The sequence below is a fragment of the Paenibacillus glucanolyticus NBRC 15330 genome (assembly GCF_004000885.1).
Classification (GTDB): Bacteria; Bacillota; Bacilli; order Paenibacillales; family Paenibacillaceae; genus Paenibacillus_AQ; species Paenibacillus_AQ glucanolyticus.
In genome coordinates this window covers 329,127-342,140 of record NZ_BIMC01000004.1, presented here as the reverse complement: position 1 = coordinate 342,140, position 13,014 = coordinate 329,127, and the positions used below count along the sequence as shown (strand labels likewise).

The window sequence follows — 13,014 nt, the reverse complement described above, 5'->3', positions numbered from 1 at the left end:
TTTTTTCCGAGGAGCGTGTAGAGGTGCTTGAAAGCTTATCTATTGGCATTGTGTTTATTCTGTACGGGTTGGTCCTCTTTCTTCTTCCACCTAAAAGTTCCAAGAGTTTTTACGCTTATAAAACCACATCATCGCTTAAAAATGAACGGAACTTCAAAGCAGCCAATGCCTACGTCAGCCTGCTGCTGATGGTGTTCGGTGTCATCCTTCTGCTGATCGCCAGGCTTACAGGCCATTTCTTAACCACCGGTATCGCAACTTTCATCGTCTTTATCTTGATCTATATTCTGGTTGAACGAAAACTAAAAAACATCTAAAACGATCCAGATCGTTTTAGATGTTTTACTTTATGTCCTTATATGGATTATAGCCGATTCTGATCATGCTCCGTTAAAGAGAGGGCAGGTATAGGTACCTGCTCAGGCGTTGAATACGTATTCGCGATAAACAAACAGGTTACAACAAACAAAGCAATATACAACAGATAATACAAATTCTTAGCCACGATATCTCCCTCCACGCCTTTTTCAATTATATTAGATCTGCTATCCAGCATCATATTGACTTGTATGCACCGTCTATGTAATGTGCTTTGCCCTAGCTGCTTCGGTCCCTCACGACCACTTTGACCGAAGCCGGCACGGACACCGTCACATCGAACCACGAAGACGATCCCCTGAATGCATAACGGGGTGGATCGTTCAGCTGAACATACAGAATATTACCCGATTGTTTGATTTGAATGAGTGCAGGCAGCTCGGCTTGGCTCCAAATTTCAGAATCTTCCGTCCGCAGACTGCCAAAGATGAGCATCTCATCCGCACTGGAAACATCCTGCCTGATGTTGTGATTGTAACTGCCCTGAACAATGACTTTCTTAACCCCGTCCGGTATGGCCACCTTCTGGTCCGGTATCGGAATCGTTTGCTGTATAGCCATCGTTTCACGCCGAATCTGCTCCATCAACCCAGTTGCACTCAAAGCTGCCATACCAATGCAGCAGAAGGTTAGAAAACCAATAAGGAGAATGCTGAACATATCGTATCTAACCGTATCCTGCTTACGAAAGATTAACGTATACACGACGATTTCCGTGCCTAACAGGACAAATACGATGGGCCACCATCTAACAGCGGAACTGTACACCTCTACACCCTTCCAGGCTGATGACAAGACAAGCAAGCCGAGTATAAGCAGGGAAAGTCCCATGGAGAGTGTGCCGACTCTCCACTGCCGGGCAAACTTCGATGGAGGGGCAGCCAAATCGTGAATAGATATATTATTCGTTGTCGGATTCATAATAGGAACGCTCTCCTCTCACAGGTCCTTTTTTCGAACCTGTCATCAGCTTGATTCCGCCCCCTATCAGGAGAACCGCTACGATTACCGTCTTCATCAAGTCGCGGAAGCGGGAATCCACATACGTCGCAAGATACGGCATAACAAAGCTGTTAAACACAAAATAAATCCCCAGAATCAGCAGTCCAAGCCCGAGCCAGCGCTGTTGATGTCCAAGCCCCGAGATGATCGGCCGATCCCGCAGCGGTTCCCTGCCATACCGGCTTACTTGCTGCAGGCCGTCAAAGAACGCATAGAACCAAATCAGCGGAATCAGAAACAGGAACACGGACAGCTTCAGCACATCCAATACATAAATGCTGCCCAGAAACAGAACCATGAGCTGAAGCCCGCGTTTTTGCAGACCCAGATACATTTGCCCGGCTCCAGGGAGCGCGGATAACAGGGTGGCAAACACCTTGCTGCGGCGCCCGCTCTCCCGGCCGCTCTCCAGTTCGTCAAATAGCGTACGGTCCTCCAGCAGCTCCCCGGCCTGTTTGCGGTGAACGAGCTGTACAACATCAAACATGCAGTAGAGCCATATAATGGGCAGCATCCCCAAAAACAGCAGGAATACGGATTCATGGGTCAGTCCTGTCAGAAACAGGAGGATCGTCCCAAGACCGAAAAATGCGATTAAAAACGACAGTCCGCGCTGCATCAAGCCCAGTTGAAAATGTCCCAGGCCCGGAATGAAGGATAATAAAATCGTGTAGAAGCGTTCCGACTCGTCGCTCTTATCCTGACGAATTTCCATGGGTCTGCCGTACTCGTCATGGATAATCGTGACGGGTGTGTACCTGATTAAGGCGACCAGCAGATCAAGCATGCTGATCCCCCAGATCATTAACGCCCCGAGAATCCCCAGGATCAATACCGAATCGGAGTGCGACATGATGCCGAGCAGAAATCCTCCAAACAAACTTCCGAAGAATAATAGTGGATACAGCAGGGCGCGTCCCTTCCTCCCCCAATAATAGTGACCGAGGCCCGGAAGGATATTTAATATGAAGGCGAACCCTTTATTTCGTTGCGGTTGCACTAGGCATCTTCCTTTCGTATTTTCTTATCTGGACAATAGCTGGTCCAGCCAGCCCGTTGTTTTATTCATCAATTGCTCGCTGTAAGAAGGAGTGTTCGATAAGGGAACTTCACCGCTGATCTCGCCGGGAAGAAGACGGTCGAATGCTCCGGTAAAGAGGAACAGCATGGTAATGGACGCGGCGAAGGTATAGTGAACGATGGCGCGTTCGTACCAGCGCTTGGGACGTTCCTGAATCTGCGACGGTTCTTTGCGAATGTATGGCTTAACGTGTTCATGAGCTACCACCTGATCCGCAAACCCTTCAGGATCTGCCAGATTGGGGAGTTCCGAATCAAGCTCTGCCAGCAATTGCATATATAACTCCAGCACACTGTCATCCGTTAACATGAGCTCTTCATAATACGTTCGTTCTTCAAGTGAACCTTCCCCTCGAATATAGCGTTCAGTTAGCTGTTTAAGCCCGTTGTCCTTAACGTTCATTTCCATTCCTCCTCCTTCCAGGATTTCCGAATCCATTGTCTGGCCCGGTACAGCTTCGACTCCACGGTCTTCACCGTAACGTTCAGCTCGGTCGCAATCTGTTCATAATTTTTCTCATCCAAATAAAAGGCCGTTATAATTTCTCGGTGATTGTCCGGCAGTTGTTCGATCTTCTCTCGAAGCTCTTCTCTTCGCTCCTTATGTATGAGCAGAGAGACCACATCTTCGTCCCGGGAAGGGAGTTTATCCAGCACTTCATCATGTTCACCGGGCAGCTGCTCCGGTGGTTTACGGGAAAGCTTCCTCTTCATATCAATCGCTTTATTTAGCGTGATGCGCGTAATCCAGGTTTTAAACCCTTCAGATCGGTACTGGGGGAGAGCTTTATATACTTGAATAAACACTTCCTGCGACGCATCCTCCGCTTCCTTGGCATCCCGCAAAACCGAGTACGCCGTATGGAACACGTGCTGACTGTAATGGTTCACCAGTTCCCGAAAGGCTTCTTGCTCACCCTGCAGGATGCGCGTGATTAACGTTTCCGCATCAATAGCTCTCCCCTCCTTCCCAAATACAATAGACGTCAGCTTTGGCGGCTGCCCCTGCACTTTTTCAAAAAAATATTTATATCATCAAAAAACGAAGTCCAAATGGCTCAAGCTGGTCCGCTTAGTCTTCCCAAATTCTCCAAACAAAAAAGAACGCCCATCGACGCCCTTTTTTAGAATTGATGATATAGACCGCAACCAGAATGTACAACTTCAAGTTACAGGATCATGCCGCTAAGCACAAAATAAAACGTTCATAACAACGTGCATGACCGTTACGGGGATCATTCCCTGTGAACGGGTAAACACGCCACCCATCATAAAGGCCACGCTATGATTTTATCATACGCCTCTATCATGATGGGATCAACTGGACATTGATTGATTAGTCCACCGGCTGAACCACATTCAGCAAAAATGAACTCCCGTTCAAAAAAGCATGAATATAGGCTAAAGCATAGATCTGCTCACCCTTCAAGCCATCCGTCTCCCTTGGATTGGAGGCGTGATGGCTATAATTCTCCATCATAATCATAATGAAAAAACATTCCAAAGTCCGAATGAAATCTGACTCCAGCTTCCGCACGCTCTTATAACCTTCAATCACCTTATATCGCTGCTTCGGAACTAGTGACAGCATAACCGCCGCCAGATCATAAAGAAAATAACCGAAGCCACATCTGCCAAAATCAATCGGTTGTGGACACTGTCCTGCAAACACGATATTCCCCAAATGTAAATCGGCATGAATGAGACCATAACTTCCATCATGAGCGGTCATAGCGTTAAGCTCTGATAAAACCTTCTCAGCGGCACGCTGATACAGTGCCCAAGAAACTTCTGACATAAAGGTTTCTGAGTATCGCTCCAGCTTGGCAACAGCTGTTCTATAGCTGTCTATCCCCCATGTGGGCCTAGTAAAAGCAGAAGGCCAATCAAAACCGATGGCTGCTTCGTGTAGTCCCGCAATCATGGCCCCAACCTGAAAAGCTTGAACCTCTGTAAGTTTATCGATGACATGCTCACCATCCATCCACCTCATGATAGTGACATAGGGAGATCGGAATCCTCGGTCCGTGTCGATCTTCATCACTCTTAACCCATTGGAAGCGACTACACCTGTCGGTACTGTGATTCCTGTTGCAATAAGGACATCCAGAAATTGAAGTTCCGATTCGATTTCATTCCTGCTCCATCGGTCTGAATGAATCCGCAACAAATATGTTTCTTCCAAGTTAGTCCGGATTTGATATGTAATGGTATCCGATAGGCCGATAAATCTAATGCCAACCCATTGCAAGTTATAGGACTGAAGTGCAGACATGGCAACCTTCTCAGCTCTTGCAAGCAGTCTACCCCGCTGCTCTTCGTTTTCAAATTGAAAAAAATCATCCACGGTCTCACCTCTCCTTGATTCGTTACAACGTTCCTGACTTATTATACTGGCGCAGTCCTGCCAAGCCTATATAACAAATGGATTGAAAAGATTTTTATTGGCATAGCAAAAAGCCACATCAGAATCGAGTCCAATGTGACTTGTCATTACTTGTTTTTGGTATATACGATTTTTTTGATCGAATCGCAGGATAGACAAAATTGAGAAGAAAGCTCATCGATCGTGGTACCCGAAGCAAACTTTTGCCGGATTTCCAGGTTTCTCGTTTTCAGATATACCCGGCTGCCGGAATTTTCTCCCCATTTCTTGCGCAATCCTTCAGGTTTCGGGATGTACACCATCCCGCCCTGTACATATTTCTGAACTTCCTTTAGCAATTCTTCTGGAAGTATAATATCCGCGTTTATATATTTCATGGTAAGCTCTGCTCCTTAAAATTAAAATAAAGGTTTTAAGGATGCAAAGTCCATTAGATAAACGGCCTCTCTACACGAGGTAATCAGGCGGCAACTTTCTTATCGCTCCATGCAAACAACCGCCGTTGTTCATCAAATAGACTTTGCATAGAGCTCATCTGCAATCTTCCCTTCATAATCATGCCCCTCCCTTCAAAATAATGACATTCCGACTGGTTATGACCATTATAACCGATCATACGCCGAAATCGAAATGAAGTTGTTCAAACCACTATACGTGTAAAAGATTGCATCAGCTCTTTCACCGTTTTGACATAATGGGTTGGCTGACATGCCGTCAGCTTGTCCTCTGATCCATATCCATAACCAACAGCCATACTGTGTACCCCGCAGTTAAAGGCACCAATCAGATCATGCTTCCGGTCTCCAATCATCACGGCGTCCGAGGTTTGGATATGGCATGTATCCAGAACGTACTGGATAACCTCGGTTCTGTCGGATCGGGTTCCGTCAAGCTCAAGTCAAATCCTTGATCTGCAGAAGATCACTGATGATATAAGAAGGACGATGATGATCATGCAAAACTTTGCCTCGACGATTATAATAGCAAAAATCAATGCCGGCACGCACAGCTCCTTCATAATCATCCGTGAGTGAATCCCCTATGTACAATACCTCACTCGGACTTAACGCCAATTCCCTCAAGGCCATCTCAAAAATCAACGGATCCGGCTTCCAGCACTTCACCTCGTCCGAGATGATAAAGGAGTCAAAATAATGAAACAAGCCCCCTGTCGTAAGACGCTGGCGCTGTGCTTCACCTATGCCATTGGAAATCACTCCAAGCGCAAATTTTCCATGCAGATGCTCCAGAATCAAATCGGCGTTAGGCTCCTTATGATCAGAACCGCAAAAGAATCCCCAGTATGTTTCCGAGATCTCCCTGAACTGATTGAAATCCCGCTTCAAACCCAGAAAGGTGTCCGTGAACGAATGCTCCAGCACCTGTCTGATGTCGTGATTATTCCGGGTGCGGTTCATCCAGTATTGGAAGTTAATCGGACCAAAGACACTCCAGAACTCATCCCAAGTCAGATCCTCATGCAGTCGGTAATGTTCAAGCGCTTGCTGCATACACGTCTGCTCGCTCTGATTGTAATCCAGCAGCGTGTTATCCAGATCAAAAATAATCGCTTTATATTTCATGTCTCTCTCTCCTCACATCCGGTTGCAGTAAATAGATGAATTCGCTGATGCAGGAATATTCTCCTGCTTCTGATAGCTCCTGTCTGCACATCCCATTTTCAACTATATAAAAAAACAGCCATCAATCCAATCAAATAGCGGATAACAAAAAAAGCACGTCCATATGGACGTGCTTCATCTATCTTCCAATATTCCTGAATTTCTGCGTATAAGCTTTGGCATCCTGCGCGGTGCGTACACGATTGCGGCTCCATTCGAGCAAGATACGGTCGATATAGCGGAAATGAAGCTTGCCCGCAAATACCGCTTCCTTCAGAGCTAACAATATCAACTCGTCCGGATATCGGTCCGCATCGACCCAACCGGAGATGGTCTCCAGCTCCATGGGCGATAAGGGACGGCCGAACTCTTTTTCGAATATCGAGAACAAATTTCGTTCTTCCTTCTCAGGCGTTGACTTCTCCGAGTCCGTTCCTTTGCCCGAAACCGGACGGGCATTTAATAGCGGGGACGCAAAAGTGGTTCCATCAGCGCTCATCTCCTTGCCCTCTTCAGCCAGGCAAGAAGCGAGCCTCTCATACAATCCATTCAGATTGTAGCGCTCATAATGAATCCCCTGTGTCTCGTCCACATACTCATCAATGCCGAGCAGCCCTTCCTTCATCAAGCGCTGCAGGCTTGTGGCGATGAAAGAAGCCGGAGCTCCCGTTACGTCCGAAAGCTCCTCCAGCGAAGGAAACGTCTTGAACTCCACCTGCTGATATCCGATCAGATGTATGAGCAGCATTGCTTCACGGTCGCTTAAACCGATGGAACGATAATACCGAAGCAACGCGTAAGGGATAAGGGTCATCCCTTGGCTCATGCCGGCAGCTGCGCCCGCTGTCCACCCTTTCACGCCTGTGCCAGCGTTGCCGTGGTCCATAGACTCACCTCTCACAGCTTACGGATACAACCGGTACAAGGTCCGTGGGAACGGAATTGTCTCACGTACATGATCCAAACCGCAAATCCAGGCAACGGTGCGCTCCAGACCTAAGCCAAAACCGGAATGAGGGACTGTACCGTATTTACGCAGATCCATGTACCATTGATACGTTTCCATCGACAGCTCATGCTCCTTGAAGCGCTCTTCAAGCAGCTGTTGATCGTCTATCCGCTGCGAGCCGCCGATAATCTCGCCATAGCCTTCCGGTGCGATCATATCCGCACACAGCACCACTTCAGGACGATTCGGATCCGGCTTCATGTAGAATGCTTTGATCCCTGCCGGATAGTGTGTTATAAAGACCGGCTTATCATATTTCTCCGCGATAGCCGTTTCGTGTGGTGCTCCGAAGTCCTCACCCCAAGGAATATCGAAACCTTGCGTATGCAGGAATTCAATTGCCTCGTCGTACGTAATTCGAGGGAATGGTGCATGTATCGCCTCAAGCTTGGAAATGTCGCGACCGATCGCCTCAAGCTCCTGACGGCAGTTCTTGACTACGGATTGCACCACATAACTAATGAACTGCTCTTGTACCTGAAGGCTCTCCTCATGGTCTGTGAAGGCCATCTCAGGCTCAATCATCCAGAACTCGATCAGGTGACGACGGGTTTTGGATTTCTCGGCACGGAACGTAGGACCGAAGGAGTATACCTTACCGAGTGCCATAGCAGCGGCCTCCATGTACAGCTGTCCGCTTTGCGTCAAATAAGCATCCTCTTCAAAATACTTCGTATGGAACAGGTTTGTTGTCCCCTCCGCCGAAGTTGGTGTCAAAATCGGAGGATCCACAAGGGTAAATCCGTTCGTGTCAAAATATGCTTGAACCGCACGGATGATTTCGGCGCGGATCACCATAATTGCCCGTTGTTTCTGTGTGCGAAGCCACAGATGACGATGGTCCATCAAATAATCGACACCATGCTCTTTAGGGGTAATCGGATAGTTTTCCGTAAGATGAATAATTTCAATGCCGGTAACCGTCATCTCGTAACCCGACTGACTGCGCGGCTCTTCACGTATCACACCCGTCACATACAAAGAGCTCTCTTGTGTCAGGCTTTTCGCGTCATCCCATACCTGCTCGGATACTTCGCTCTTCACAACAACACCCTGGATATATCCCGATCCATCGCGAAGCTGCAGGAACTGAATCTTCCCGCTGGAACGCTTGTTGTTAATCCAGGCGCCGATCGTGACGGTCTCACCGACATGCTGGTTGACGTTACGAATCACACTTTTGGTGGCCATGCTTAAATCTCTCCCTTATATCACTACTATTTAACGGTTAGAAGCTTGTACGATACGATGCGTATCCCGAGCAATAACCAATTCCTCGTTGGTAGGAACTACGAGAACCTCTACCTTGGAATTCGCCGTTGAAATACGACGCGGCTCGCCGGAACGAATGCTGTTCAGCTCCTCATCCAATTCTACTCCGAGATAGGTAAGCTGCTCAAGCACTCTTTGACGAAGAACGATCGAATTCTCACCGACTCCCGCCGTAAACACGATAACGTCCACACCGTTCATTGCCGCAGCATAAGAGCCGATGTATTTACGAACACGATATTCATACATATCAAAAGCCAATGTCGAATTCGGATCGCCCTTCTCCATGCCTTCCGTGATCTCGCGCATATCGCTGCTGATTCCGGAAATCGCCAGCAGTCCGCTGTGTTTGTTCAGCATCGAGTTTACTTCATTGACCGTCAATTCTTCCTTGTTCATGACAAACGGAACGATGGCAGGGTCCAAATCACCGCTGCGGGTACCCATCATCAGACCTTCCAGCGGGGTCATGCCCATGGAGGTATCGATAGATTTCCCGCCTTGAACAGCTGTCAGGGAAGCGCCGTTGCCGATATGACAGGTAATGATCTTCAGATCCTCGAGCGGGCGGTCCAGGAACTCTGCTGCTGCCTGGCTGACATAAGCATGGGACGTTCCGTGCGCACCGTAACGACGTACTTTGTATTTATTATAAAGAACTCTTGGAATAGCGTATAGATACGATTTTTCCGGCATGGTTTGGTGGAATGCCGTATCAAATACAACCACCTGCGGCACGCCCGGCATATTCGTTTCCGCAGCCTTAATTCCCATCATAGACGCCGGATTATGAAGCGGAGCCAAGTCAAACAAACGGCGAATCTCGGCTTTTGCATCACTATCTACAAGCGCGGACGCTTTGAAAGATTCACCGCCATGGACCACGCGGTGACCGACAGCCTGAATGTTCTCGATGGAGTCAATAACTCCATGTTCTTCATTCGTCAGCATGCCAAGCACCTTGCGGATGGCCGTTGTATGCTCCAGAATTTCGCTAACCTCGGTTACGTCCTGTTTTCCGGTCGGCTTATGGGTCAAAATGGAGGAATCCATACCGATCCGCTCAACCAGCCCTTTGGCCAGTACGGATTCATCTGTCATGTTGTACAATTGATACTTCAGTGAAGAGCTGCCTGCGTTAATTACGAGAATATTCATACCCGGTCACCATCCTTGTCGTACTTGAAAAAGCCTTCTCCGGTTTTGACGCCCAGTTGTCCTGCGCGAACCATTTTCTTCAAGACAATCGATGGACGGTATTTCAGCTCGCCATACTCGCGGAACATCCGCTCCAGCGCCGCAAGAATGGAATCGAGACCAAAGCGGTCTGCCATCTCCAGCGGCCCGTGCTGGAAGTTATAACCGATTCTCATCGCATCGTCGATATCTTCTGCCGAAGCCACGCCTTCTTGAAGCAGATGCATTGCTTCATTGATGAGGAGCGTGATCATGCGTGTTGTAACGAAGCCTGGGGATTCATAAACCATGATGCCTTTTTTATCGGAAACTTCCTCGACAAAGCGTTTCGTTTCCGTGAACGTATGATCGGAAGTTTTCAGACCGCGGATAATTTCAACCAGATCTACCTTGGAAACAGGATGTATGAAGTGCATGCCAATAACACGCTCAGGATATTTGGTAGAGCTGGCGAGCTCCGTCAAACTAAGCGTGGATGTATTACTTGCTAATATCACATGGCTGGGACATACTTGATCCAGCTGTGTAAACACTTCTTTTTTCGCTTCCAAGTCCTCTATAATGGTCTCAATCACCATATCGCAGGTGCTAAGCTCGGCAAAATGAGTTACTTTTTGAATCCGGTTCAGTATCAGTTTCTTCTCTGCTTGGGTAATTCCCCACTTCTCCAGCTGTTTATCTAGACTGGTCTCAATCATTCGGTATGAATAGTCCAGTTTCTCTGGAGTTTTCTCTACGAGCAGTACGTCAAGACCCTTTGCAGCCAGCATCTCCGCAATGCCCTGCCCCATAGTCCCGCCGCCTACAACGCCGATTTTTTTGAAGTACATGGTTTCTACTCCACCCTTTCCTTATCTCTATACTTTATTGTACCCCATTTGTCGAAAAATACAGTTTAGAGCACAAAGTATAATAATATCTTAGCACGATAAAAAAGTAAAAAAAAATAACCAGCATAACAATTTATGCTGGTAAAAGCGCGTTTTCACGAAATTGACAACGAAATTGTTCTCCCGAGAGGATTTCTTCCTTCAACAGGATGTCAAGAGAATTGTCGAATATTGGCCGATTCTGTTCCAAGAGGCTTTTCGTTCGGTTCATTAACTCTTCCAGAATCATATTATTCTCTTTCATTAACTCTTCCGTAGTTACCATATTCATATTGATGATGCCGAGCGCCGTCAGTCCTGACTTCATCATCGTCTCTACGATGTTAAGCGATTGCTCAAAGTCATTGCTGGAGCCCGTGCTTCGGCCCCCGTAATAAATCTCCTCGGCGGCAGCACCGCCAAGCGCTATCATAATCTGCTCTTCCAGGAACGCCTTGGTATACAGGTATTGTTCCTGTTGCGGATTATGCCTAACATAACCAAGTGCTTTACCACGCGGACTCAATGCTACTTGCTTGACACTGCCGGGACGCACAAGCTCTGCCATAATAGCATGTCCCAATTCATGGATGGCAACGCGCTTCTTCTCTTCGAAATTCGATTCTCGGTCCGAGCGTTCACCCATCATCACTTTGTCAATCGCCATGGATAAATGGCGCTGATGGATAAACTGCTCATTCTCACGCATCGTATAGATTGCAGCTTCATTCATGACACTCTCCAGCTGTGCGCCGGAAAAGCCATAGGCTTCCTCCGCGATTTTGTCCAAGTCGACATCCTCATGCAGCGGCTTGTTACCCGCATGGAGATTCAAGATATGTGTACGCCCCTTCTTATCGGGCAGATCCACCTGAATATGGCGGTCAAATCGTCCTGGACGCAGCAGTGCACTATCCAGCATTTCTTTGCGGTTCGTAGCAGCTATAACCAGTATACGCGGAGTATCCTGAGAATAAATGCCGTCCATTTCAGTTAACAGTTGATTCAGTGTCTGGTCATATTCACGCTGCTGGCCGCCTTCACGCTTGCCGCCAATCACATCAATCTCATCTATGAAAATGATCGCATTTTGTTTGTTTTCTTTTGCAGCGCGGCTTCTGGCATCCTTAAACAGATCCCGGACACGACCGGCACCAACCCCGACATACATTTCAACAAACTCACTGCCGGATGCAGCAACAAAGATAGAATCCGTATAATGGGCAGCGGCTTTGGCCATCAGGGTCTTCCCTGTTCCCGGAGGCCCGGTAAGAAGAATGCCCTTCAACGGACGAATGCCAAATTTCTTGATATCTTCATGACGAATGAGAAAATCCAGAGCCTCGCGGAGTTCTTGCTTGGCATTATCCTGCCCGCCGATTTCTTCGAACGTCAGTTTGGCCGGTCCGCTCTTCTTTCGCTTGCGTTCATTACCAGCCCCCACCGCGATGCCGCCCTTCATCTTTGCAATAAACAGCAGCGTACCCACGAGTGCCGCAGCAATAAACAGAGGCACAACGTTGACGCCTACAAACACGAGGAATACCAACAAAACCGGGATAAAACCCAGCATGATCTCTTTAGCCAGTTTAGGCATGGTTCCAAACCCCCATTTTACCCGGTTGACGCGGCAAGATAATAAATTTACCAGACTTCCCATCCGACAAGCTGACATAAACATTGGTGTCATCAATGGTTGCTTTCGCTTTTAAGTTTGTGGACTCGCCAGCCAATTGCTCAAGCGAAGATTGGATATCGGTGTACTGCTTGTTGTCCATCGCTTCTGCAACGGATAACATCGCCTGCTCCCACCATTGGTCCAGCGCTTCCGAGGAATGCTCCTCCACCTGGATTTTCAGCTCACGCTGCCCAATTACAGATTTGCCTTCTTGCTTTATATGCTGCACAAGCCCCTGCAAATTCGTTTCCGGAGCCAGATCAAGTTTCAAAGTAACCGTATCCTGTTTAATATCTATATGAGAACTCTTCACACCATCATACTGCGAAACAACATTTGCTAGCGGGTTATGCTGTGCCATCTGCCGATACAGAAACCATCCACCAAAGAGGACCGATGCTGAGATCACGACAGTCAGCACGATAGGTACAATGCGTAGTTTCATGAAGTTCCTCCTTAAAATCTTATATAGTTTTTGTCTATCATTTTCTTTGTATATAATGACATGTAACAACGATATA

At 47.6% G+C, this 13,014-nt stretch carries 16 protein-coding genes; 1 reads left to right on the top strand and 15 read right to left on the bottom strand.

Features of this window, described 5'->3' with window-relative positions; translation table 11 throughout:
- Window positions 1–23: 23 nt before the first annotated feature.
- Window positions 24–317, top strand: coding sequence for an SdpI family protein (locus PGL02S_RS09710; RefSeq protein WP_036636917.1), 294 nt, complete (start codon window positions 24–26; stop codon window positions 315–317).
- A gap of 47 nt (window positions 318–364) precedes the next feature.
- On the opposite strand, the gene PGL02S_RS28115 is transcribed toward PGL02S_RS09710, so the two are convergent.
- The 15 genes from PGL02S_RS28115 to PGL02S_RS09640 all read right to left on the bottom strand — a co-directional run bounded on the left by PGL02S_RS28115 (window position 365) and on the right by PGL02S_RS09640 (window position 12,938).
- Window positions 365–505: a hypothetical protein gene (locus PGL02S_RS28115; RefSeq protein ID WP_164481448.1), complete on the bottom strand. Its 141-nt coding sequence runs from the start codon at window positions 503–505 to the stop codon at window positions 365–367.
- 92 nt (window positions 506–597) lie between these two features.
- Window positions 598–1,299 carry a hypothetical protein gene (locus PGL02S_RS09705; protein WP_006209540.1) on the bottom strand — a complete coding sequence of 234 codons (702 nt, stop codon included), beginning with the start codon at window positions 1,297–1,299 and terminating at the stop codon, window positions 598–600.
- On the bottom strand, window positions 1,280–2,380 hold the full coding sequence (locus PGL02S_RS09700; protein WP_036636915.1) for a hypothetical protein: 1,101 nt from the start codon (window positions 2,378–2,380) through the stop codon (window positions 1,280–1,282). The genes PGL02S_RS09705 and PGL02S_RS09700 overlap by 20 nt, the downstream gene beginning before the upstream one ends.
- Before the next feature lie 24 nt (window positions 2,381–2,404).
- Window positions 2,405–2,863 carry a hypothetical protein gene (locus tag PGL02S_RS09695; RefSeq protein WP_036636913.1) on the bottom strand — a complete coding sequence of 153 codons (459 nt, stop codon included), beginning with the start codon at window positions 2,861–2,863 and terminating at the stop codon, window positions 2,405–2,407.
- Window positions 2,860–3,471 (bottom strand): RNA polymerase sigma factor, encoded by a 612-nt coding sequence (locus PGL02S_RS09690; RefSeq protein ID WP_006209537.1) that lies wholly within the window; start codon window positions 3,469–3,471, stop codon window positions 2,860–2,862. Before PGL02S_RS09690 ends, PGL02S_RS09695 begins: the two co-directional genes overlap by 4 nt.
- A 325-nt stretch (window positions 3,472–3,796) precedes the next feature.
- The gene (locus tag PGL02S_RS09685) at window positions 3,797–4,807 is read right to left on the bottom strand and encodes a phosphotransferase enzyme family protein (protein ID WP_036636911.1); all 1,011 of its coding nucleotides are present in this window, start codon (window positions 4,805–4,807) and stop codon (window positions 3,797–3,799) included.
- Between the two features lie 146 nt (window positions 4,808–4,953).
- Complete coding sequence (locus tag PGL02S_RS09680) at window positions 4,954–5,223, bottom strand: CD3324 family protein (RefSeq protein WP_006209534.1); 270 nt, start codon at window positions 5,221–5,223, stop codon at window positions 4,954–4,956.
- A gap of 263 nt (window positions 5,224–5,486) precedes the next feature.
- Complete coding sequence (locus PGL02S_RS09675) at window positions 5,487–5,705, bottom strand: HAD hydrolase-like protein (protein WP_076152917.1); 219 nt, start codon at window positions 5,703–5,705, stop codon at window positions 5,487–5,489.
- Between the two features lie 34 nt (window positions 5,706–5,739).
- Window positions 5,740–6,429, bottom strand: a complete 690-nt coding sequence (locus tag PGL02S_RS09670) for an HAD family hydrolase (protein WP_036636909.1) — start codon at window positions 6,427–6,429, stop codon at window positions 5,740–5,742.
- 178 nt (window positions 6,430–6,607) lie between these two features.
- Complete coding sequence (locus PGL02S_RS09665; RefSeq protein ID WP_036636907.1) at window positions 6,608–7,354, bottom strand: DnaD domain-containing protein; 747 nt, start codon at window positions 7,352–7,354, stop codon at window positions 6,608–6,610.
- An 18-nt stretch (window positions 7,355–7,372) separates the two neighbouring features.
- A complete protein-coding gene (gene asnS, locus PGL02S_RS09660; RefSeq protein WP_036636905.1) occupies window positions 7,373–8,668 on the bottom strand; it encodes an asparagine--tRNA ligase in 1,296 nt (431 codons plus the stop codon).
- A 30-nt stretch (window positions 8,669–8,698) separates the two neighbouring features.
- A complete protein-coding gene (locus PGL02S_RS09655; protein ID WP_036636903.1) occupies window positions 8,699–9,907 on the bottom strand; it encodes an acetate/propionate family kinase in 1,209 nt (402 codons plus the stop codon).
- Window positions 9,904–10,776 (bottom strand): 3-hydroxyacyl-CoA dehydrogenase family protein, encoded by an 873-nt coding sequence (locus PGL02S_RS09650; protein ID WP_006209527.1) that lies wholly within the window; start codon window positions 10,774–10,776, stop codon window positions 9,904–9,906. Before PGL02S_RS09650 ends, PGL02S_RS09655 begins: the two co-directional genes overlap by 4 nt.
- A gap of 133 nt (window positions 10,777–10,909) precedes the next feature.
- Window positions 10,910–12,412 (bottom strand): AAA family ATPase, encoded by a 1,503-nt coding sequence (locus PGL02S_RS09645; protein WP_006209525.1) that lies wholly within the window; start codon window positions 12,410–12,412, stop codon window positions 10,910–10,912.
- Window positions 12,405–12,938: a hypothetical protein gene (locus PGL02S_RS09640; protein ID WP_006209523.1), complete on the bottom strand. Its 534-nt coding sequence runs from the start codon at window positions 12,936–12,938 to the stop codon at window positions 12,405–12,407. Before PGL02S_RS09640 ends, PGL02S_RS09645 begins: the two co-directional genes overlap by 8 nt.
- Between the last annotated feature and the right edge of the window lie 76 nt (window positions 12,939–13,014).

Bases quoted from the DNA above. Each gene is read 5' to 3' on its own strand.
- PGL02S_RS09705 (WP_006209540.1), bottom strand. From the start codon at position 1,299: ATGAATCCGACAACGAATAATATATCTATTCACGATTTGGCTGCCCCT.
- PGL02S_RS09695 (WP_036636913.1), bottom strand. From the start codon at position 2,863: ATGAACGTTAAGGACAACGGGCTTAAACAGCTAACTGAACGCTATATT.
- PGL02S_RS09680 (WP_006209534.1), bottom strand. From the start codon at position 5,223: ATGAAATATATAAACGCGGATATTATACTTCCAGAAGAATTGCTAAAG.
- PGL02S_RS09670 (WP_036636909.1), bottom strand. From the start codon at position 6,429: ATGAAATATAAAGCGATTATTTTTGATCTGGATAACACGCTGCTGGAT.
- PGL02S_RS09665 (WP_036636907.1), bottom strand. From the start codon at position 7,354: ATGGACCACGGCAACGCTGGCACAGGCGTGAAAGGGTGGACAGCGGGC.
- asnS (WP_036636905.1), bottom strand. From the start codon at position 8,668: ATGGCCACCAAAAGTGTGATTCGTAACGTCAACCAGCATGTCGGTGAG.
- PGL02S_RS09655 (WP_036636903.1), bottom strand. From the start codon at position 9,907: ATGAATATTCTCGTAATTAACGCAGGCAGCTCTTCACTGAAGTATCAA.
- PGL02S_RS09650 (WP_006209527.1), bottom strand. From the start codon at position 10,776: ATGTACTTCAAAAAAATCGGCGTTGTAGGCGGCGGGACTATGGGGCAG.
- PGL02S_RS09645 (WP_006209525.1), bottom strand. From the start codon at position 12,412: ATGCCTAAACTGGCTAAAGAGATCATGCTGGGTTTTATCCCGGTTTTG.
- PGL02S_RS09640 (WP_006209523.1), bottom strand. From the start codon at position 12,938: ATGAAACTACGCATTGTACCTATCGTGCTGACTGTCGTGATCTCAGCA.